The 20,307-nt window shown below is 66.7% G+C and carries 22 protein-coding genes and 4 tRNA genes; 9 read left to right on the top strand and 17 right to left on the bottom strand.

Annotated elements, in window-relative coordinates; translation table 11 throughout:
• The first annotated feature begins 143 nt into the window (after positions 1-143).
• Both csrA and ABE463_RS05645 read left to right on the top strand, forming a co-directional pair.
• Entirely contained in the window at positions 144-347 is a 204-nt protein-coding gene (gene csrA, locus ABE463_RS05650) for a carbon storage regulator CsrA (RefSeq protein WP_019183311.1), read from the top strand.
• Between the two features lie 81 nt (positions 348-428).
• Positions 429-521 (top strand) — tRNA-Ser (locus tag ABE463_RS05645).
• Between the two features lie 58 nt (positions 522-579).
• Here the strand turns inward: ABE463_RS05645 and ABE463_RS05640 are convergent.
• The gene (locus ABE463_RS05640) at positions 580-957 is read right to left on the bottom strand and encodes a VOC family protein (RefSeq protein ID WP_346467508.1); all 378 of its coding nucleotides are present in this window, start codon (positions 955-957) and stop codon (positions 580-582) included.
• A gap of 167 nt (positions 958-1,124) precedes the next feature.
• Here ABE463_RS05640 and ABE463_RS05635 point away from each other — a divergent pair, with 167 nt between their 5' ends.
• From ABE463_RS05635 to ABE463_RS05625, 3 genes are all read left to right on the top strand, one after another.
• Positions 1,125-1,826 carry an ankyrin repeat domain-containing protein gene (locus tag ABE463_RS05635; protein ID WP_346467603.1) on the top strand — a complete coding sequence of 234 codons (702 nt, stop codon included), beginning with the start codon at positions 1,125-1,127 and terminating at the stop codon, positions 1,824-1,826.
• 113 nt (positions 1,827-1,939) lie between these two features.
• Positions 1,940-3,088 carry an aldo/keto reductase gene (locus tag ABE463_RS05630; RefSeq protein ID WP_346467507.1) on the top strand — a complete coding sequence of 383 codons (1,149 nt, stop codon included), beginning with the start codon at positions 1,940-1,942 and terminating at the stop codon, positions 3,086-3,088.
• A 292-nt stretch (positions 3,089-3,380) separates the two neighbouring features.
• Complete coding sequence (locus ABE463_RS05625) at positions 3,381-5,519, top strand: TonB-dependent siderophore receptor (protein ID WP_346467602.1); 2,139 nt, start codon at positions 3,381-3,383, stop codon at positions 5,517-5,519.
• A gap of 57 nt (positions 5,520-5,576) precedes the next feature.
• On the opposite strand, the gene ABE463_RS05620 is transcribed toward ABE463_RS05625, so the two are convergent.
• Positions 5,577-6,278, bottom strand: coding sequence for a pirin family protein (locus ABE463_RS05620; RefSeq protein ID WP_346467506.1), 702 nt, complete (start codon positions 6,276-6,278; stop codon positions 5,577-5,579).
• Between the two features lie 140 nt (positions 6,279-6,418).
• Here ABE463_RS05620 and ABE463_RS05615 point away from each other — a divergent pair, with 140 nt between their 5' ends.
• Complete coding sequence (locus tag ABE463_RS05615) at positions 6,419-7,345, top strand: LysR family transcriptional regulator (RefSeq protein ID WP_346467505.1); 927 nt, start codon at positions 6,419-6,421, stop codon at positions 7,343-7,345.
• A 123-nt stretch (positions 7,346-7,468) separates the two neighbouring features.
• A complete protein-coding gene (locus ABE463_RS05610; protein ID WP_346467504.1) occupies positions 7,469-8,614 on the top strand; it encodes an alpha/beta fold hydrolase in 1,146 nt (381 codons plus the stop codon).
• Between the two features lie 145 nt (positions 8,615-8,759).
• Here ABE463_RS05610 and ABE463_RS05605 read toward each other — a convergent pair.
• The 10 genes from ABE463_RS05605 to ABE463_RS05560 form a co-directional block, all read right to left on the bottom strand.
• Positions 8,760-8,836 (bottom strand) — tRNA-Arg (locus ABE463_RS05605).
• An 82-nt stretch (positions 8,837-8,918) separates the two neighbouring features.
• Positions 8,919-8,995, bottom strand: a tRNA-Arg gene (locus ABE463_RS05600).
• A 54-nt stretch (positions 8,996-9,049) separates the two neighbouring features.
• Positions 9,050-9,126, bottom strand: a tRNA-Arg gene (locus ABE463_RS05595).
• Positions 9,127-9,188: 62 nt separating this feature from the next.
• Positions 9,189-10,028: an alpha/beta fold hydrolase gene (locus ABE463_RS05590; protein ID WP_346467503.1), complete on the bottom strand. Its 840-nt coding sequence runs from the start codon at positions 10,026-10,028 to the stop codon at positions 9,189-9,191.
• Positions 10,025-10,834, bottom strand: a complete 810-nt coding sequence (gene thiD, locus ABE463_RS05585) for a bifunctional hydroxymethylpyrimidine kinase/phosphomethylpyrimidine kinase (RefSeq protein ID WP_259260308.1) — start codon at positions 10,832-10,834, stop codon at positions 10,025-10,027. Before thiD ends, ABE463_RS05590 begins: the two co-directional genes overlap by 4 nt.
• Before the next feature lie 43 nt (positions 10,835-10,877).
• Positions 10,878-11,549 (bottom strand): YoaK family protein, encoded by a 672-nt coding sequence (locus tag ABE463_RS05580; protein ID WP_346467502.1) that lies wholly within the window; start codon positions 11,547-11,549, stop codon positions 10,878-10,880.
• A gap of 30 nt (positions 11,550-11,579) precedes the next feature.
• On the bottom strand, positions 11,580-12,059 hold the full coding sequence (locus ABE463_RS05575) for a hypothetical protein (protein ID WP_346467601.1): 480 nt from the start codon (positions 12,057-12,059) through the stop codon (positions 11,580-11,582).
• 23 nt (positions 12,060-12,082) lie between these two features.
• The gene (locus ABE463_RS05570; RefSeq protein ID WP_123728929.1) at positions 12,083-13,480 is read right to left on the bottom strand and encodes a PhoH family protein; all 1,398 of its coding nucleotides are present in this window, start codon (positions 13,478-13,480) and stop codon (positions 12,083-12,085) included.
• A gap of 81 nt (positions 13,481-13,561) precedes the next feature.
• Positions 13,562-14,041, bottom strand: a complete 480-nt coding sequence (locus ABE463_RS05565; protein WP_152151540.1) for a peroxiredoxin — start codon at positions 14,039-14,041, stop codon at positions 13,562-13,564.
• Between the two features lie 78 nt (positions 14,042-14,119).
• A complete protein-coding gene (locus ABE463_RS05560; protein WP_019183297.1) occupies positions 14,120-14,680 on the bottom strand; it encodes a glycine cleavage system protein R in 561 nt (186 codons plus the stop codon).
• Between the two features lie 164 nt (positions 14,681-14,844).
• Between ABE463_RS05560 and dapA the strand changes: the two genes are divergently transcribed.
• Positions 14,845-15,738: a 4-hydroxy-tetrahydrodipicolinate synthase gene (gene dapA / locus ABE463_RS05555; protein ID WP_123729709.1), complete on the top strand. Its 894-nt coding sequence runs from the start codon at positions 14,845-14,847 to the stop codon at positions 15,736-15,738.
• Positions 15,739-15,764: 26 nt separating this feature from the next.
• The gene (locus tag ABE463_RS05550; RefSeq protein WP_123728931.1) at positions 15,765-16,292 is read left to right on the top strand and encodes a hypothetical protein; all 528 of its coding nucleotides are present in this window, start codon (positions 15,765-15,767) and stop codon (positions 16,290-16,292) included.
• A 70-nt stretch (positions 16,293-16,362) separates the two neighbouring features.
• Here the strand turns inward: ABE463_RS05550 and fdxA are convergent, their stop codons facing one another.
• From fdxA to ABE463_RS05525, 5 genes are all read right to left on the bottom strand, one after another.
• Positions 16,363-16,686 carry a ferredoxin FdxA gene (fdxA, locus tag ABE463_RS05545; protein ID WP_123728932.1) on the bottom strand — a complete coding sequence of 108 codons (324 nt, stop codon included), beginning with the start codon at positions 16,684-16,686 and terminating at the stop codon, positions 16,363-16,365.
• 66 nt (positions 16,687-16,752) lie between these two features.
• The gene (locus ABE463_RS05540; RefSeq protein ID WP_346467501.1) at positions 16,753-17,631 is read right to left on the bottom strand and encodes a 2-dehydro-3-deoxygalactonokinase; all 879 of its coding nucleotides are present in this window, start codon (positions 17,629-17,631) and stop codon (positions 16,753-16,755) included.
• A complete protein-coding gene (locus tag ABE463_RS05535) occupies positions 17,628-18,533 on the bottom strand; it encodes an SMP-30/gluconolactonase/LRE family protein (protein WP_346467500.1) in 906 nt (301 codons plus the stop codon). The genes ABE463_RS05540 and ABE463_RS05535 overlap by 4 nt, the downstream gene beginning before the upstream one ends.
• Before the next feature lie 6 nt (positions 18,534-18,539).
• Positions 18,540-19,688: a galactonate dehydratase gene (gene dgoD / locus ABE463_RS05530; RefSeq protein WP_123728935.1), complete on the bottom strand. Its 1,149-nt coding sequence runs from the start codon at positions 19,686-19,688 to the stop codon at positions 18,540-18,542.
• The gene (locus ABE463_RS05525; RefSeq protein ID WP_123728936.1) at positions 19,685-20,305 is read right to left on the bottom strand and encodes a 2-dehydro-3-deoxy-6-phosphogalactonate aldolase; all 621 of its coding nucleotides are present in this window, start codon (positions 20,303-20,305) and stop codon (positions 19,685-19,687) included. The genes dgoD and ABE463_RS05525 overlap by 4 nt, the downstream gene beginning before the upstream one ends.
• Between the last annotated feature and the right edge of the window lie 2 nt (positions 20,306-20,307).

The following is a 20,307-nucleotide window of genomic DNA, read 5'->3' as shown; positions in this document are numbered from 1 at the left end:
AGCCTGAGGCCTTCTGCTCCTTGAAGGGGCGGGAGGCCTGACGGTACTATGGCGAATCTTTTCCCGTTGTCGTGGGGCGCTCTTGCCGGGGCGCCAAGCCGGTGGGGAAATGCCACCACCGGTTCCCCTGGAGACTTGAACAAATGTTGATCCTGACTCGCCGTGTAGGCGAAACCCTGATGATCGGTGACTCGGTCAGCGTGACCGTGCTCGGCGTCAAGGGCAACCAGGTGCGTATCGGTATCACCGCTCCGAAGGACGTGGCCGTGCACCGCGAAGAGATTTACCAGCGGATCCAGCGCGGTGATGAGCCGAATGCATCCGGAAGTGAAAATTCTTCGGATTAAGGCTTTACCTGAGGGCGCGGAAAACGTTATTATTCGCGCCCCCGCTGAGATGATTCATCGCAGCGGCGGACCAAGAACACTGGAGCGGTGCCCGAGTGGCTGAAGGGGCTCCCCTGCTAAGGGAGTATAGGGCTTAAAACTCTATCGAGGGTTCGAATCCCTCCCGCTCCGCCAGTTGTAGAAAAGGCCTTCGTACGCAAGTACGGAGGCCTTTTTCTTTGTGCGATCCGGGTCAAACGACCGACTTGCACACCGCTTCGATCCGATGCCCATCCGGATCGATCAGGAAGGCGGCGTAGTAGTGATCGCCATAGTCCTCGCGCAGCCCCGGCGCCCCGTTGCAGATGCCGCCAACCGCCAGTGCGTCGCGATGGAACGCGTCCACGGCCTGGCGTGAGGGTGCGCCGAACGCCAGGTGGAATCCCGCGCCCGGCGGCGACGCATCGGCCCGCAGCTTCAGGCACAGCAGATCCTCGTCCTCGACATAGCCATAGCCGATGGCCTCGTCGTCTTCGAAGGCGCGGCGCATGCCCAGCGCACCGAGCGCGGCATCGTGGAAGGCGGCAGCACGCGCAAGATCGCGCACGCCCAAGGAAATGTGATGCAGCATGGTGAGGTGCGTCCGTGTCGAATGTCGCGCGCAGCGTCGCATGAAACAGGCGGGCGGCGCTGCGGCCGACGCATTCGGATGGCGCATGCAGTCGATCCCCACTCTTCATTGGTGCCGACGCGGCGGCTCGGCTACGGTCGTTGTCCAGCGGCGTCCCACCGGGCGCCATCCGTGTAAGGAGCAGGAACATGTCGATGGGACGGAGGTCACTGCGTGGCTGGGTGGTCGTGAGCATGCTGATGGGCATGGTCGTGCCGGTCAGTGCGGCGTCGTTGGATGAGCGCCTGCATCGGGCGGCGGAAAAGGGCGATGCCGCGGCGGTGCGTACGCTGCTGGGGCAGGGTGCACAGGTGGATGCGCGCGGCGCGGCGAAGGCGACCCCGTTGCTGGTCGCGACCCACCGCAACCACGTAGAGACCGCGCTTGCGCTGATCCAGGCCGGTGCCGACGTCAATGCCAAGGATGCGATTCAGGACAGCCCCTACCTCTATGCCGGTGCCCGCGGGCATCTCGAGATCCTGCGCGCGACGCTGGCTGCCGGTGCGGACCTGAAGAGCACCAACCGCTACGGTGGCACCGCACTCATTCCAGCGGCCGAACGCGGTCACGTGGAGACCGTGGCGACACTCATCGCAGCCGGTGTCGATGTGGATCACGTCAACAACCTGCAATGGACCGCGCTGTTGGAGGCGATCATCCTGGCCGATGGTGGCCCACGACATGTGGAGATCGTCCGTCAGCTCCTCGCGGCCGGGGCCGACGTGACCCTGCCTGACGGCGAAGGCGTCACCCCGCTGCAGCATGCACGCCAGCGCGGTTACCGCGAGATCGAGACGCTGCTTCTCGCCGCAGGCGCTGGGCAGGGCTGAGCAGCCGCACGGTGGGAAAGGGCAATGTTGCCGCCGCCTTGACGCGCCACAGGCATGCTCTGCACCGCCCCTCTGCGAAGGTGTGCGCTTTCCCCGAAGAAACAGGAGTCGCCGTGAACACACGTCGCCACTTCCTCTCCGTTGCCGCCGCCGGTACCGCCGCTTTCGCCGCCTCGCCGTTGATGGCGCAGTCGGCTGGGCCGGGCAGTGTCCTGCCCACCCGCGGCCAGGCCTCGGCGAAGCCCTTGCCGGGCAACCCCGCACAGCAGGGCAGGCGCTATCGTCCGCAGACCCGTCTGGGCCTGGGCGGTGTCGCGATCGGCAATGGTTTCGCGGCCGCGACCGATGCGCAGAGCGAAGCCACCCTCGCCGCCGCCTATGCGGCCGGGGTGCGCTGTTTCGATACGTCGCCGTGGTACGGGCTTGGCCTGAGCGAGCGCCGTTACGGCCACCATCTGCACAACCATCCCGCGCGCGAGTACACGCTGTCGACCAAGGTCGGTCGCCTCCTGACGGCCACCGCCGGTGAGCTGCAGGACGTGATGTGGAAGGACCCGTCGCCGTTCCATTACCGCTACGACTACTCTGCCGACGGCACGCGGCGGTCGGTGGAGGACAGCCTCAACCGGCTCGGCGTATCGCAGTTGGACGTGGTGTTCATCCATGATCTGTCACCGGACAACGAAAACGACCTCGGGATGCCGTGGGAGCAGCGCTTCGCCGAGGCCGCAAAGGGCGCGATGCCGGCGCTGACACGCATGCGTGAGGAGGGGCTTATCAAAGCCTGGGGGTTTGGCGTCAATCGACCCGAGCCGGCGCTGCGTGCGGTGGCCGAGTCCGACCCGGACATCTTCCTGCTGGCCTGCCAGTACTCGCTGCTGGATCACGAGCAGGCCTTGCATGACACCTTCCCGAAGATCGCCGCGCATGGCGCGTCGGTGGTGGTCGGGTCGCCGCTGTTGGCGGGCTACCTGGCCGGGCGGGACCGGTATCTCTATGACGGCAAGGTGCCGTCCTGGGCGCCGGAAAAGCGCGCCAGGGTGCAGGCCATCTGCGATCGCCATGGTGTGGACCTGCGCACGGCGGCGCTGCAGTTCGCCGATGCACCCGAGGTGGTATCGGCGGTCATTCCGGGCGCGCGCACGCCCGAACAGGTCCTGGCCAACGTCGCGTCGATGTCGGTGGCGGTGCCGGGGGCCTTCTGGGCCGAGCTCAAGCAGGAGAAGCTGATTGCCTCGGATGCGCCGGTGCCACGTGGTTGATCCGGTCGGTGGACCGGCGGATCACCTGACCTGATCGCCACCGGCCAATGACCTGCGGCGCCCCGGCTGCAGCCGGAGCGTCGCCTGTCTGCAGGGCTCTCCACCCGGTCGCCTGCCGCGATAGTCTTTCGCTATAGCCCAGGATGCGGCATCATGCCGCCCATTCGTTCCCTCCAGCCGCCGCCAGAGGAGTCCCTTCCTGCCTGGAGGCGTTGCCGTGTCCGTCGTTCCGTTCCGTGTTGCCCCGATCCATTCGGGTCGCCGTCGTGCTGTTCCCGCGTTCTCTCCGTTGATGCAGGCGATGGCCTGCGTGCTCGGCCTTGCCCTGTCCGCCTCGGCGGTGCAGGCCGAAGAGGCGCCGGCGGGTGACGCACCTGCCAAGGACGGCGCACAGACCCTGCAGACCGTGCAGGTCACCGCCAACCAGCTCGGCACCGTGACCGAAGACAGTGATTCGTATACGCCCGGCACGATCGCCACGGCCACCCGGCTGGTGCTCAGCCCGCGCCAGACCCCGCAGTCGATCAGCGTGATCACCCGGCAGGAAATGAACGACTTCGGCCTCAACGGCATTGATGACGTCATGAAAGTCACGCCCGGCGTGAGCATCGTCACCTACGACAGCGAGCGCACCGAGTACTACGCGCGCGGCTTCGCGGTGCAGAACTTCCAGTACGACGGCATCCCGATGGCGCGCGATTCGGCTTACTCGGCCGGCAACACGCTCAGCGACATGGCCATCTACGATCGCGTGGAAGTGCTCAAGGGGGCCACCGGGCTGCTGACCGGCATGGGCGACCCGGGCGCGACCATCAACCTGGTGCGCAAGAAGCCTACCCGGGAGCTGGCCGGCAGTGCCACGCTGGGTGTCGGTTCGTGGGACAGCTACCGCGCCGAGGTCGATGTCGGCGGGCCGCTGACTGAGAGTGGCCGCGTGCGCGGCCGCGTCGTGGGTGCCTACCAGGACAAGCATTCCAATGCCGACCACTACCAGCGCAGCAATGAGGTGTTCTACGGCATCCTCGAAGCCGACCTCGGCGAGAGCACGCTGCTGACCGTCGGGGCCGATTACCAGGACAGCGATCCGGAGGGCTCCAGCTGGGGCGGTATTCCCCTGCTGGACAGTGCAGGCAACTTCAACGACATGCCGCGCTCGTTCAACAACGGCGCGCGCTGGAGCCGCTGGGGCCAGTACGCCCGCACCGGCTTCGCCACGCTGGAGCACACCTTCGCCAATGACTGGGTCGCCAAGTTGCAGCTCAATCACCAGGTCAACGGCTATGACGCGTCGCTGGGCGCGGCGGCCGGTGGCAATCCGGATCCGGTGACCGGTGAGGGCGTGAGCATGTGGCTGGGCCAGTACATCGGCAAGACCACCAGCAACGCGGCCGATCTGTACGTCAGCGGCAAGTTCGAGTGGTTCGGCCGCCAGCATGAACTGGTGGTCGGTGGCAGCGTGTCGCGCAAACGCTGGGTCAACAACGGGTACTCGCCGCAGCCGGGCTACGTGAGTGACGTCGCCAACTACTACGCCTGGACCGGCGACGTGCCCGAGCCGGACTGGCAGTGGGGCTACGGTGACAACCAGGTCACGCGCGAAAGCGGTGCCTACGTGGTGGGCCGTTTCGACTTGGCCGATCCGCTCAAGCTGATCGTCGGCAGCCGCATCGCCAACTATACATCTCCGGATACCGACGAGAGCGGTGTGGTCGTGCCATACGCCGGCCTGGTGTACGACCTCAACCGCAATGTTTCGGTGTTCGCCAGCTACAGCACCATCTTCAAGCCGCAGGGCAACCAGGACGAGCAGGGTCGCGTGCTGGATCCGTTGGAAGGGCGCAGCTACGAAGCGGGCCTGAAGGCGGAGTTCTACGACGGTCGCCTCAACGCCAGTGCGGCGGTGTTCCAGCTGGAGCAGGACAACTACGCCCAGCCGACCGGCGGCAGGACGCCCAGCGGCGGGATCGCCTATGAAGGCCTGATGGGGGTGCGTACCAAGGGCTATGAGCTGGAGGTATCCGGCCAGCTTGCGCCGGGCTGGCAGATCCAGGGTGGCTACGCGCACAAGATCGCGCGGCAGCAGTCCACCAAGGTCTCCACGCTGGAACCGGAAGATCAGTTCAGCGTGCACACCAGCTACCGCCTCACCGGTGCGGCTGACGGCTGGAGCGTCGGCGGCGGCGCGCGCTGGCAGGGCAGCACGTTCGGCACCATCACCAATCCGGCCACTGGCGGAAGCCAGCTCCACCGCACCGAGCCCTACTGGCTGCTCGATGCCATGGCGCGTTACCAGTTCAACGATCAGCTGTCGGCAACGCTCAACGTCAACAACCTGCTGGACAAGCACTACTACACGATCTTCAGCTGGTACAGCACCTACACCTGGGGCGAGCCGCGCAACGTGCGGCTGACGCTGAACTACCGGTTCTGATCCACGCAACGAACGACACCCCGGGCAACCGGGGTGTCTGCGTTTGAGGCCGGGGGATTACAGCGCCAGCTCGAACACGATGACTTCCGCCTCGTTGGCGTTTTCCAGCGTCAGCTGCGCCTCGTCGCTGACCTGCAGCGCATCGCCGGTTTCCAGGGTGATGCCGTTGACCTGCAGCTGCCCGCGGGCCACCTGCACATAGGCGCCGCGACGCGGGGCCAGCGGCAGGTGGACGCGGTCGTTACCGTCCAGGATCGTGGCGTAGATGTTCGCGTCCTGGTGGATCAACAGCGAGCCGTCCCGGCCATCGCGCGAGGCGATCAGGCGCAGCTGCCCACGCTTGGTTTCCGGCGCGAAATGCGTTTCCTGGTAGCTCGGGGTGATGTTCTCCTGATCGGGGAACAGCCAGATCTGCAGGAAGTGCACCGGCTCACTGGCTGAGTGGTTGAACTCGCTGTGGCTGACGCCGCTGCCGGCGCTCATGCGCTGCACATCGCCGTAGCGCAGCACCGAACCGGTGCCCATCGAGTCCTTGTGTTCCAGCGCGCCGCCGAGCACATAGGAGACGATCTCCATGTTGCTGTGGCTGTGCGTGCCAAAGCCCTGGCCGCCCTGCACGCGGTCTTCGTTGATCACCCGCAGCGGACCGAAGCTGGTGTAGCGCGGGTCGTAGTAGTTGGCGAAGGAGAAGGTGTGCATGGAGTTCAGCCAGCCATGGTCGGCCTTGCCACGGGTGTTGCTCTTGCGGATCTGCAGCATGGTGAATCTCCTCGGTGTTCGATGGTTTCGATGGCGGTTCGGGGCGGCGTTCGCTGCCCCTTTCCTGTTGCGGCCAGTATCCGCTTGCTCCGGCGGGTTGAAAAACGGATAGTTTTGCAAGCCATCATCGAAAAATTCGAATGCTCAAGCTCAGCCTCGATGCCCTGCAGATCCTGGATGCCATCGACCGCCGCGGTTCGTTCGCCGCGGCCGGCAAAGCGCTGCACAAGGTGCCCTCGACCATCTCCTACACGGTCTCCAAGCTGGAGGAGGACCTGGGCGTGCAGCTGTTCGATCGGGTGGGCCCGCGCGCGCACCTGACCCCGGCCGGGGAAGCGTTGCTGGAGGAGGGCCGCCATCTGCTGCGGGCGGCGCGGGAGCTGGAGATGCGGGTGCGGCGGGTGGCGTCCGGCTGGGAGGCGGAGCTGACCGTGGCGGTCGATTCGATGTTCGTGCCGGCGCTGCTGGCCGAGGATATGCGCGCCTTCAATGCGGTGGCCGAACAGACCCGGATGCGGCTGATCAGTGAATCGCTGTCCGGCACCTGGGAGGCACTGCTCGACCGGCGCGCGGACCTGCTGGTCGGCGCGGCGGGCGAGGGCCCCAGTGGCGGGGGCTATGTGGTCGAGCCGATGGGTGTGGTGCGTTTCGTGTTCGCGGTGGCGCCCTCGCATCCGCTGGCGGCCGCGTCCGAGCCGCTGGGCCGTGAGCAGCTGGCCACCCACTGCGCGATCGCCGTGGCCGATTCGGCCCGGCGGATGCTGCCGCGCACGGTCGGGCTGCTGATGGGGCAGGAGACCGTGACCGTGCCGGACATGGTCAGCAAGTTCCGCCTCCAATGTGCCGGGCTCGGTTTCGGTTTCCTGCCCGAGCCGTACGTGCAGCAGGCGGTGCGCGATGGCCGGCTGGTGATCAAGCAGGTCGAGGAGCCCAAACCGGACGAGACGTTCTGGCTGGCCTGGCGCACTGGCGAGGAGGGGGCCGCGCTGAAATGGTGGCGCGAGCGCATGCAGCGGCCGGCGGTGTTGGCGGGGTGGTGGCCGACCATGGAAGGCTGGCTGGGCTAGCCAGCCGCCGGGGCCAACCTGAATCCTGGCCTCGCTGTCATCGGATGGTCATACGGATGCGATAGAGCGGCGCGGAGCGGATCGGTAACCTGCCCGACTCGATTGGTTTTTCCGACTCTGCCCATGAAGCGCTTGCTGCTGTTGCTGCTGGCCGGGGCTGGCCTGTGGCTGGCTGCCTGCTCCTCCTTGACCTCCACCGCCGCCTCGACCTCGTTGAGTGATCGGCTGATCGCGCCCGGTGGTGTGTCCACCCTGCTGGACATGCCGCGCATCGCCGAAGCGGTGGACAGCGTCCCCAACCGGCATGGCCGGGTGACCGGCCGCGCGGGCGTGCCGATCTTCTGGCGGGCCTTCGACCCGGGCCAGTACGGGGTGCGCTACCACTACCTGCCCCAGCACCATGACAACGGCGAGCCGCTGCGCACCGGCATGGCGCTGGACCTGCCGCATCCCTTCCAGCCACAGGCGCCGCGCGGCACGGTGGTGCTGTTGCACGGCTGGATGATGAACGGTGATGCGATGCTGCCGTGGTCGCTGCAATTGGCGCAGTCGGGCTACCGCGTGGTCACCATCGACCTGCGCAACCATGGCCATTCCGGCGCCGGTCCGTCCGGCTACGGCACGTTCGAATCGGACGACGTGGTCGATGTCATTGCTGCGCTGAAGGCGCGCGGGGAGGTGGTCGGGCCGCTGTATCTGTTCGGCGTCTCCTACGGTGCAGCCACCGCGCTGTTCACCGCCGACAAGTTGGGCGACCAGGTCACCGGCGTGGTGGCAATGGAGTCCTTCGCCAATGCCGGCGATGCGATCCGCAGCATGATCCCGCACCTGATGTCGCTGCAGCCGACGGCGTGGAAGGCGCAGGCCATGGCCGCCTATGGGCGCTGGCGCTACGGCGGGCAGGATATCGACCAGGTGATCGCCGCCGCCAGCCAGCGTCTGGATCTGGACCTGGACCGCGTCGATGTCACCCGCGCGCTGGCCGACAGCCGTACCTGCGTACTGCTGCTGCATGGCCAGGATGATCAGCATGTGCCGGTCGGGCAGGGCCGTCGTCTGGCTGCTGCCAGCCCGCGCGTGCACTACATCGAGATGCGGGGCGAAGACCACATCACCCTGCCGCTGCGCGTGGATCTGTTGGGCGGTGTGGTGGATGACTGGCTGGCGCACGACGCCCATGCCGGCGGTGACTGCCCGGCGCCGGAACTGCCGGGCGAAGCGGATCTCATGGCGATGCGGGCGGTGCAGGCGCACGCACCGCAGGGGTGACCTCCCGGTAGTGCCGGCCGCTGGCCGGCTCCACGCGATCGTCCAGCATCCATGAGAGCCGGCCAGCGGCCGGCACTACCTGGTGACAGCCGGCGACAACGCAAAAAAAAACAGCAACCGGGGGTTGCTGTCTTCGTCGATGCAATGGTGCGCCCGGAGAGATTCGAACTCCCGACCGCCTGGTTCGTAGCCAGGTACTCTATCCAACTGAGCTACGGGCGCATTTGCATTGTCTGGTTGTGTGTCCTGCCGCGCGTGTTGCCACGTTCGACGGGAAGGCAAGCAGGCTTGCCGTTCGATGTAATGGTGCGCCCGGAGAGATTCGAACTCCCGACCGCCTGGTTCGTAGCCAGGTACTCTATCCAACTGAGCTACGGGCGCATTTACATCGAATTTTCATTACTGATACCGACGGCGAAATCGATACCCTGTTGATGGTGCGCCCGGAGAGATTCGAACTCCCGACCGCCTGGTTCGTAGCCAGGTACTCTATCCAACTGAGCTACGGGCGCGTCAACAGGAGCGGAATTATGCGGATCGGCGTCGCATTCGTCAACGGTTTTTGTGAAGGTCTTCATTCAAATGAACGAAGAAGCTGCTCCACCACGGCTTCCGGCGTTTTCATCCAGGCGAAGTGATCGGCACGCGCACCCAGCATCTGCGCACTGACCACGCTGAGCTGCGCACGCATGCCCGGCATCTTGGCCAGCAGGCCCTGCATCGAGTCCGTCGGTGCCAACCAGTCGTGGTCCATCACCACAGCGGTCGCCTGGCCGCGTAGTTCGCGCATCCCGGCCTCCAGATCGGTCGCCATGCCAGCGGCCGCGTAGTGGTTGTTGAGCCCCACGCGCGACCAGTCGCGGATCAGCCCGCGCGCCTCGGTGCCACCGAAGCCAAGCTTCCTGCCGTGCAGGACCCCTTGGCGCTGGGCCAACCAGGGCAGGAAGCGATACACCAGCGGCAGGGTCCAGCCACGCGGGGCCGGGAAGGTGCGCCAGTAGGGCGTGCCGCTGGCGACCAGCCACACGCGGGCAAAGCGCCGCGGATGCAGCCCGGCGAAGCAGCAGGCCAGCTGACCGCCGAGACTGTGGCCGCCGATGATCAAGGGCGTGTCAGCATCTCCGGGCACGTTTGCCAGGCTCGCTGGCAGGTCCTGCGCGAGGATTTCGCGATAGCCCCAGTCCTGCGTGCGCGACGGGCGCAGGCTGCTGCTGCCGTTGCCACGCCACTCGTGCAGGTACACCGCGATGCCACGCGCAGCGAACGCCTCGGCGAACGGCAGGTAATGGCGCGCGGCCACGCCCAGCGCCGGCAACCACAGCAGGTGTGCGCGCGGCTGTGTGGGCACGCGCGCCAGCAGTTCGAAGCGATGGCCGTCTTCGGCCTGCACAGGCAGAGGCGAGGCGTCGATCATGCCGGGCGTGCCGCACCGAAATGGTCGATCACCAGCACCTCGCTGCGGCCCGGGTAATAACCGCTCTGCAGGCCGCGCGCGACGTAGTCGATGGCCGCTTCGCAGGCATTGGGCAATGACAGTCCCTGGCACAGCTGCGCGGCGATCGCCGAGGCCAGCGTGCAGCCGGTGCCGTGCGCATCCACCGGCAGGCGGGTATGGATGAATTCTTCGCGGGTCACACCGTCGAAGTAGCGATCGATCACGCGGCTGCCTTCGTCCAGATGCCCGCCCTTGAGCAGTACCGCGCCGGCGCCCAGTTCAAGCAACGCGTCGGCGGCATCTTCGGCATCCTCGGCGGTGAGGATGCGGCGGCCGAGCAACAGCTCTGCTTCGGGTGTGTTGGGCGTCAGCAGCGTGGCCAGCGGGATCAGGCGCGTGCGCATCGCCTCCAGTGCGCTGGCTTCGAGCAGCCTGGCGCCGCTGGTGGCGACCATCACCGGATCCAGCACCACGTGCGGTGGGCGGTGCTTTTCCAGCGCGTCGGCCACCAGTGCGATCACCTCGGCGTTGGCCAGCATGCCCAGCTTCACCGCATGGATATCGAAATCGGCGAAGCAGGCATCGATCTGCGCCTGCAGGAAGTCCAACGGCGGCACGTGCACGGCGGTAACGCCGCGGGTGTTCTGCGCGGTCAGCGCGGCGATCGCGGACAGGCCATGCACGCGATGGGCGGCAAAGGCCTTCAGATCGGCCTGGATGCCGGCGCCACCGCCGGAATCGGAGCCGGCGATGGTCAGGGCGGAAACGGGGCTGGAGGGCGTCATACGCCGATTGTGCAATGTTTGTCGCGGCAGTGCTGCCGCGCCGTCAGCGCGACCGCAGCAGTGCACACTGCCGGTACAGCACGTAGCCCAGCCCGGTGCCGCCGGTCAGCAGCGCGGGGGCGAGCAGGGCGTCGTAGCCGAAGCGCAGGAACAGCAGGGCGCCGATCACGCCGCCAGCCAGGAAGCCGCTGACGATCAAGCCGCTCAGGGTCAGCCGTCGGATCGGCAGTGGCAGCCCGCGCAGCAGGTGGCCCAGGCCGATCCCCAGGTCGGTGAACATGCCGCTGAGGTGGGTGGTGCGCACCACTGCGCCACTGAAGGTGGTGGCCATTGCGTTCTGCAGGCCGCAGGCCATCGCCGCGGCCAGTGCGCCCCAGATCTGCTGCTGTTTGAACAGCGGAATCGCGACCAGCAGCAACAGCGATTCCAGCGCCAGCACCACGCCATAGCGACGGCCCAGCTGCAGGCCGCTGTCCTGGATGATCACGCCGCTCAGCGTAGCGCCCACGCAGAACGCGATCAGCAGTCCCCACAGGTGCCCGACCACGCGCCAGTCGCGCTGGGCCAGTGCCATCCCGAGCTGGCTGGTGGTGCCGGTCATGTGGCTGACCGCCTGGTGTTCGAAGCCCAGGAAGCCGACCACGTTGACCATCCCGGCGACGCAGGACAGGGCGATCGCCCCGATCCAGACCCAGGTGGGCAGCCGGATGCTCATCCGGCGTGCGCGGTGATGGTCACGGCACGATCAACGGCCCGCGGGCGGGCCGTTGAACTGCACATCCGAAAAACCGCCGCTGCCCGGATCGAACACCGCGCCCCAGAACTGCGCGCCGCCATCGCAGACCCGGATCGCATCGCGCGCGGGATCGATGTCGGCATCGTCAGGCAGATGGAAGGCGTTGAGGTAGATCAGCTTGCGCGCGTTCATCTCGATGCCGACGTACTGGCGATCGAAATCGGCGGCCTTGGGCACCTGCGCCTCCAGCGTCGGCAAGGCGGCTTCGAGCTGCTCGACATCCTTGCGGCTGGGCGCCCAGTAACCGGTGACCCGTCCGGCCTCGCGGCCGGGACTGTCGCGCGAGCAGGTATCGAGCACCTGGGCGGCGACGATCGGTCGCGTCACCACCCAGGACTGGCCGGTCTTGATCGCGGTCGGGACGCTGGCGCCCGGCCGCGTGTTGGCGGGCGTGCAGGCTGCCGCCAGCGCAGCAAGCGCCAGCGGCAGGACGGCACGGGACAGGGAACGGCTCACAACACCTCCGAAGCGTAATCGGCCAGGCGCGAACGCTCGCCACGGCGCAGCGTGACGTGCGCGCTGTGCGGCCAGTTCTTGAAACGGTCCACCGCGTAGGTCAGGCCCGAGGTGGTCTCGGTGAGGTACGGAGTATCGATCTGTTCGACGTTGCCCAGGCAGACGATCTTGGTGCCCGGGCCGGCACGGGTGATCAGGGTCTTCATCTGCTTGGGGGTGAGATTCTGCGCTTCATCCAGGATCAGATAACGCGACAGGAAGGTGCGGCCACGCATGAAGTTCAGCGAGCGGATCTTGATCCGGCTGGCGATCAGGTCGTTGGTGGCTGCACGCCCCCACGCGCCGCCTTCCTGGGTATGCGTGAGCACTTCCAGGTTGTCGGTCAGCGCGCCCATCCACGGCGTCATCTTTTCTTCTTCGGTACCGGGCAGGAAGCCGATGTCCTCGCCAACGCTGACCGTCGCACGGGTCATGATGATCTCGCGGTAGCGCTGCTGGTCCATGGTCTGGGCCAGGCCGGCGGCCAGCGCGAGCAGCGTCTTGCCGGTGCCGGCGGTGCCGAGCAGGGTGACGAAATCGATCTCCGGGTCCATCAACGCATTGAGCGCGAAGTTCTGCTCCCGGTTGCGCGCGCTGATGCCCCACACCGCGTGGCTGCCGTGGCGGAAATCGTTGACCAGCGACAGGGTGATCTTGTCGCCGTCCACCTTGGCCACGCGCAGTTCGACTTCATCGTCGCCCGGCAGGTAGGCGTACTGGTTGGGGTGCCAGTTCTCGTCTTCGCTGGCGATGATTTCGTAACTGGTGCGGCCCTTGTCGCTCCAGCTGCGCAGGCTGTCGGTGTGCTTTTTCCAGAAGTCTTCCGGCAGCTCGGTGGCGCCGGTGTAGAGCAGGCTGAAATCGTCCAGCGCGCGGTCGTTCTCGTAATCCTCGGAGACGATGCCGGCAATCGCCGCCTTGATCCGCAGATTGATGTCCTTGGACACGAACACCACCGGAATCTCGGGCACCTGTTCCTTCAGCGCCAGGATCGCGCCGAGGATGGCGTTGTCCGGAATCACCGCGCCGAAGCTCTTGCCCGCATCGAAGTGACTGGTCTGGAAACGCAGCAGGCCTACGCTCTGCTTGCCACGCAGCTGCAGCCCGTTGGGACGCTGCAGCGGGATGCCATCGGCCAGGTTGTCCAGGCCCGAGGCCTGCACCAGCTCATTGAGGAAACGGCTGACCTGGCGCGCATTGCGGCTCGCCTCGGTGGTGCCCTTCTTGCCGTTGTCCAGCTCTTCGATCACCTGCATCGGCAGGTAGACATCATGCTCCTCGAACTTGAACAGCGCGGTCGGATCGTGCATGAGCACGTTGGTATCCAGTACGTAGATGCGCTTGCCTCGGGTCATCGTCAATTCCTGGTGGCAGAACAGGGACAAGCCATCACGACCTGCGGGGCAGGGTGATGGCCATTGGGGGTGCCGGGGTGATCACTGGGTTTTCGCGGCCTTCAGGGCTTCAAGGACGGTGTCTGCGTGGCCGGCCACTTTGACCTTGCGCCACGCCTGCACGATACGACTGTCCGGCGAAATGAGGAAGGTGCTGCGCTCGATGCCACGCACCTGCTTGCCGTACATGTTCTTCAGCTTGATCACGTCGAACGCGGTGCACAGCGCTTCGTCGCCATCGCTGATCAGCGGGAAGGCGAAGCCCTGCTTGGCGCAGAAGTTGTCGTGGGATTTGACCGAATCACGGGAGACGCCGAAGACGCGGGCGCCGGCCTTCGTGAACTGCGGGAGCAGCGCGTTGAAATCGATGCCCTCGGTGGTGCAGCCCGGGGTGCTGTCCTTGGGGTAGAAGTACAGCACCAGCCACTGGCCGGCCAGCTCGCCGAGGGTGGTGGTGTCGCCGCCGGACAAGGCCAGCGGAAGCGCGAGGGTGGTGCTGTCCAGGGTGTCGCCGTCGTTCATGGGTTCCTTTCCGGATCCTGGGGTAGATCTACTACAACTGCATGAAACCCCGCGCGCCCGTGACGAACGCGCGAAACATCAGAACTTCATCGGGTCCATGATCGCATCGAGGTTCAGGTGATCGCAGAACTCGAGGAAATCATCGCGCAGCGCGGCAATGTGCATGTTCGCCGGCACCCCGATCGTGACCTGCGCGGAGAACATTTCCGCACCGGTCTGCATCGCGCGGTAACGCGTGCTCTGCAGGTTTTCGATGGTGATGCCCTGGCGGTCGAAGAAATCGGCCAGCTGGAACAGGATCCCCGGCTTGTCGGCGGCAATCACTTCCACGATGTAGGGCAGCAGATTGGACTGCGCCTGCTTGGCACCGGTGCGGTACCAGACCAGCTTCAGGCCTTCCTCACGCTCCAGCCGGGTCAGCATCGCCTCCAGCTTGGCCACCGAGTCCCACGAGCCGGTGGCCAGGGCGGTGACGGACACGTCGCGCCCGACCGTGGCCAGGCGGGCATCGACCAGATTGCAGCCACTGTCGGCGATACGCCGGGTCACAGGCAGCAGGGGGGACTCCGGATGCGTCGTATAGGCGTTGATCAGGAGGTGGTTTTCGGTCGGCGCAGGCCGCGGCGTGGTGTCGGTCAAGATGGTTCCGGGTGATGCAAGGTGAGTCTGAACGGCCGGACGACGGCACGTTCGCCGGAGTCCAGCATACTTGCCCGCGCTTTCGACCCGCAAGTAACATGCAACGTACATCTGGCCGGCGTTTACGCAGGCGGGGTGCCCCCTTTCTTCCGAGCACGATGTCCTTGTCCCTTTCCGGTCTCATCACCGCGCTGGCGACGCCCTTCCAGGCGAACGGCGCATTGGATCCCGACGGTTGGCAGCGCCTGCTGCACCTGCAACTGGAGGGTGGTGTTCACGGGGTGGTGGTGGCCGGTTCGACCGGTGAAGCCGCGGCCCTGTCCGACGACGAATACGATCAGCTGCTGCGCAGTGCGGTCAAAACCGTCGCCGGGCGCATCCCGGTGCTGGCCGGGACCGGCCTGTCCGGGACGGCCAAAACCATTGAACAGACCCGTCGTGCGGCCGCCAACGGCGCGACCCATGCGCTGGTGGTGACCCCGCCGTACGTGCGCCCGACCCAGGCCGGCCTGATCGCACATTACCGCGCGGTGGCCGACCAAGGCGGCCTGCCGGTCATCCTGTACAACGTGCCCGGCCGCACCGGCTGCGACATGCTGCCCGAGACCGTGGCCGAACTGGCCCGGCACCCGAACATCGTAGGCATCAAGGAGGCGGTCGGCGATGTGGGCCGCGTCAATGCCCTGCTGGCGCTGCGTTCGCCGGACTTCGCCATCCTCAGCGGTGACGACGGTACGGCCGCGCGCTCGATCCTGTCCGGCGTGGATGGCCTGATTTCGGTGGGCTCCAACGCCCTGCCGGGCGCGTATCGCCGGATGTGCGACCTTGCGGCGGCCGGGGAGCGCGAGGCGACCGAGGCGTGGGATGCGCGCCTGGAACCGTTCCATGAATTCTGCGGCGTGGAGTCCAATCCGATTCCGGTGAAGGACCTGCTGCGCCGGATCGGCATTGGTGACGGCCTGCGCCTGCCGCTGCTGCCCTTGTCTGCGGCCCATCACGCCGCTGCCGAACACCTGGCCACCGATATCGGTGCGCTGGAAGCACTATCCAACCACTGATCACAGTGGTCACTCAGGAGATTCCCATGCGTCAATCCGTTTCCGCCTTCCGCGTGCTGTCCTTCGCGATCCTGGCCACCGCCACCCTCGTCGGCACCACCGGTTGCTTCAAGCGTGGCGCCAAGGGCGACTATGCCCTGGCCCCGGAAGTGCGTCCGCTGGAAGTGCCGCCGGATCTGAACGTTCCGGCCGGTCAGGCCGCTGCCACCGCCGCCGTTGCCAGTTCGACGCTGGCCTCGCAGGCCGCGCGTCCGGCCCCGGCCGCGAATCCGGCCGCCGCCAACAACGCTGGCTTCACCGTGCCGGGCACCAAGGAAGAGGTGTTCGCCAAGGTCGGCACCGCCCTGGAGACCGTTGACGGCGTGAAGATCGCCAGCAAGGCCCAGCTGCTGGGTTCCTACGACGTGGCCTTCGAAGGCAGCGACTTCCTGGTCCGCGTGGTTGCCGTCGATGCGGGCGCCTACGTCTCGGCCGTGGATCCGCGTGGCATGCCGGCCACCGCCGCCGCCCCGACCAAGCTGCTGGGTGAGCTGAAGGCGAAGCTGGCCCCGTAACCGGGACGGGTCAGAGAAACGAAAAGGGCGCCCTCGGCGCCCTTTTTCGTTGCTGCCAGAGCCGGGAGGCTCAGCGTTCCAGAAGCTTCAGCTTGTCCGGTTTGCCGTCCCATTCGCCGGCATCGGCGGGCGGGTCCTTGCGCACGGTGAGCACCGGCCAGGCCTGGGCCAGCTCGGCGTTCAGGGCGACGAATGCTTCCTGCCCGGCGGGCACGTCGTCTTCGGGGAAGATCGCGTTGACCGGGCACTCCGGTTCGCACAGGGTGCAGTCGATGCATTCATCCGGGTCGATCACCAGGAAGTTGGGGCCTTCGTGGAAGCAATCCACGGGGCACACTTCCACGCAATCGGTGTGTTTGCACTTGATGCAGTTTTCGGTGACGACGAAAGGCATGGGGAAATCCGGCGTTAAGCCGCGTAATTCTAGAACAGGTTGTGCCTGAATGCTGGGGCGATGCGCTCAGCCAAGCAGGCCGCGCTGCTGCGCAAGGCGGTACAGGCCCCGTGCTGCAAGGTTTTCAGGGGCATTCACCGGGGTGATGCCGAGCAGCTGGAGGGCGTGGCCATAGCGCGCCGTCAGCGCGGCACTGCCCACCAGGTGGACCTTGGCGCCGGTATCGGCGAGCGCACGGATTTCATGGCCGAGCAGCACCCCGGAGAGGTAAGAAGGCGCTGCGAGGGCGGGCAACCGTTCAAACAGGCCCAGCGCACGCACGCCGAACAGATGGTGCAGCAGGCCCCCGGCGTCCCCGCTGCGCTGCACGCCCTGCGCGAAGGCGGTGCCGTCGAAGGTGTCGCTGTCGCCCATCAGGCGGCCAAGCAGGCTGTGCTGGCGCAGCAGGGCGAACAGCTCGCCGGTCATGGCGGTCGCAAAACCGGTGATCGCTCCATCGTGCAGCCTTGCCCACTTGCTGTGGGTACCGGGCAGGCAGACCTGCGCCACGCCGGCACCGGCGTCCAGACCGACCAACTGCGTCTCTTCGCCGCGCATCACATCCGGCGTTTGGCCAGCACCTTGGACGGCCGCGCCCGGCACGAACCAGATATCGCGGCCGGGTAGCCGTTCGTCGTGATGCAGGTGCAGGGCCGCAGCGAGATCGGCGAGTCTGGCCGGGCAGGGCAGGTAGGCCTGCTCGATCCAACCGTTGCGGCTGCCGATCATGCCGCTGAGCAGGATCGTACGGTCCGGCCAGCCATCCATCAGCTCGGCCAGCACGTCGGCGAAGTTGTCCTCGCAGTGCAGGATGCCGCGCCCGCTGGCGCGTTGCTCGATGATCGCGCCGGCATCATCCAGCCAATAGCCGCGCAGGCTGCTGCTGCCCCAGTCGACCGCGATCATCCGCGGATCCGGCTCTCGGGCAGGCCCGGCTGCGCCTGTCGTGCGCTGAACAGGCTGCCGGCGTGCGTGCTTGCCACCAGTTCCTCCGGCGTGTGGTCCAGCCGTGAGCTGATCACATACAGCGTGCGCAGATCGCTGCCGCCAAACGCGACGCAGGTGGGGTGTTTGACCGGCACCGGCTGCACCTGCAGCAGCGTGCCATCGGGTGCATAGCAGCTCACCTGGCGTGCACGCCATTGCGCGTTCCAGACCCGTCCAGCGGCATCCACGGCCGAGCCATCGGGTTCGGCGGCGGTATTGGCCAGCGCGGTGAATTCGCGCACGTTGGTGGTGTGGGCCTGCTCGGGGTCGTAATCGCAGGCCATGATCCGCGGCGATACCGAGTCGCACCAGTACATCGTGCGGCCATCGAGGCTGAAGCTGATCGCGTTGGAAATCACGATGCCCGGCAGCGGCAGCTCGCGCAGGCCATGGCGGGTGGAGTACTGGTAGAAGCGGCCATCGGCAGCGCGTCCGGGGTGCTCGTTCATGGTGCCGAACACGAAGTTGCCGTCGCGGTCGGCGCGGCCATCGTTGCTGCGCGTGTACGCGTTGAGCGGATCCACGTCGGCCAGCCACTGCAGCGCCAGGGTGTCGTCGGTGGCGGTGGCCAGATCGGCGCGGTGCAGTGAACTCACCAGCGCCACCAGCAGCGTGCCATCCTCGAACAGGCCGATGCAGCCGGGCCGATCGGGAAGATTCCAGTGCCTCGTGGTGCCACGCTCGGGGTGGTGTTCCCACAGCCGGCGTTCGGCGATGTCGATCCACAGCACGCTCTGCCGCTGTTCGCACCAGAGCACGCCTTCGCCATGGGTGCAGCGGCTGTCCACCACCAGCGTGGCCGGGGCCAGTTCAACGCTCATCGCGGCTCACCACTCGGCAACGGAGCCGTCGGCGTGGCGCCAGACAGGGTTGCGCCAGTCAGGCGGATTCTCATGGGCATGGCGCAGGCGCTCCTCGTCGATTTCCACGCCCAGCCCGGGTTTGGGCAGGGCGGCGATGCTGCCATGGTCGCAGTGGAAGTCGTCCTTGTTCAACACGTAATCGAGCAGATCGGCGCCCTGGTTGTAGTGGATGCCGATGCTCTGTTCCTGCAGCACCGCGTTGTGCGAGACGAAATCCAGCTGCAGGCAGGCGGCGAGCGCGACCGGGCCGAGCGGGCAGTGCGGTGCGAGCGCGACATCGTAGGCCTCGGCCATCGCGGCGATCTTCAGGCACTCGGTGAGGCCGCCGGCATGCGACAGATCCGGCTGCAGCAGCGACAGTCCGCCGTTGGCGAGTACCTGCTTGAATTCGAAGCGCGAGTACATGCGCTCACCGGCCGCCAGCGGAATCGAGGTGGCCGCGGCCAGGCGCGGGTAGTACTCGGCCTGTTCGGGCAGCACCGGCTCTTCCACGAACAAGGGCCGGTAGGGCTCCAGCTCCTTGAGCAGCACACGTGCCATCGGCGCGCCGACCCGGCCGTGGAAATCCACGCCGAAATCGATGCTGTCGCCGAACGCATCGCGCAGCGCGGCCACCTTGGCGATGGCGGCATCCACGCGGCGTGGGCTGTCCAGCAGCTGCATTTCTTCGGTGCCGTTGAACTTGAACGTATCAAAGCCGAGTTCGCGGTAGCGATGCACCTGCTCGACCAGATCGGCCGGGCGGTCGCCGCCGACCCAGCGGTAGGTCTTCATGCGGTCGCGCACCAGACCGCCGAGCAACTGGTACACCGGCACGCCGAGCGCTTTGCCCTTGATGTCCCACAGTGCCTGGTCAATCCCGGCGATGGCACTCATCAGGATCGCGCCGCCGCGGTAGAAGCTGCCGCGATACATCGTCTGCCACAGGTCGTTGATCCGGGTCGGGTCCTGCCCGATCAGATACTCCGACAGTTCATGCACGGCCGCGTCCACGGTGCGCGCGCGGCCCTCGATGACCGGCTCGCCCCAGCCGGTGATGCCCTCGTCGGTCTCGATCTTCAGGAACAGCCAGCGCGGTGCGGCGTGATAGGTAACCAGTCGGGTGATCTTCATCCGTGCGTAGTCCGGTAGGCCTGGAGGAACGCCTGGGCCTGCTCGCGGGTACGCTGCAGCGGCTGGGCGGGTTGATAGAGATCGCCCCCGATGCCGGCACCGACCGCACCGGCGGCGAGGTAGCTGGCGAGGGAATCCGGGGTCACGCCGCCGACCACGTACAACGGCAGCTCGCGCGGCAGCACCGAGCGCAGGGCGCGCACGTGGCCGGGACCGTAAGTGGCGGCGGGGAACAGCTTGAGCATCTGCGCGCCGGCGTCGATCGCGTCGAACGCCTCGCTGGCGGTGGCGAACCCGGCCATTACCTGCAGACCGCGATCCACCGCGTGGCGGATCAGTGCGGGCCGGGTGTTGGGGGTGACGATGAAGCGCGCACCGATCTCCACCAGCGCATCCACCTGCTGCTCGCGCAACACCGTGCCGCCGCCGATCCAGGCGTGCGCACCGAAGGCCTGCTGCGCGCGGGCAATGCTGTCTTCCCAGCGCGGCGAATTCAGCGGCACTTCGATCGCATCGAAGCCGGTCTCCACCAGCGCACCGACATGGGCGAGGGTGTCATCGGGGGTGATGCCGCGCAGGATCGCGACGAGGGGCAGTTGGAAGATCGGGGCGCTCATGA

The organism is Stenotrophomonas sp. TWI819, from assembly GCF_039673075.1.
Taxonomy (GTDB): Bacteria; Pseudomonadota; Gammaproteobacteria; order Xanthomonadales; family Xanthomonadaceae; genus Stenotrophomonas; species Stenotrophomonas rhizophila_B.
The sequence above is the reverse complement of the archived record's forward strand: the minus strand, read 5'-3'. Positions and strand labels throughout refer to the sequence as shown.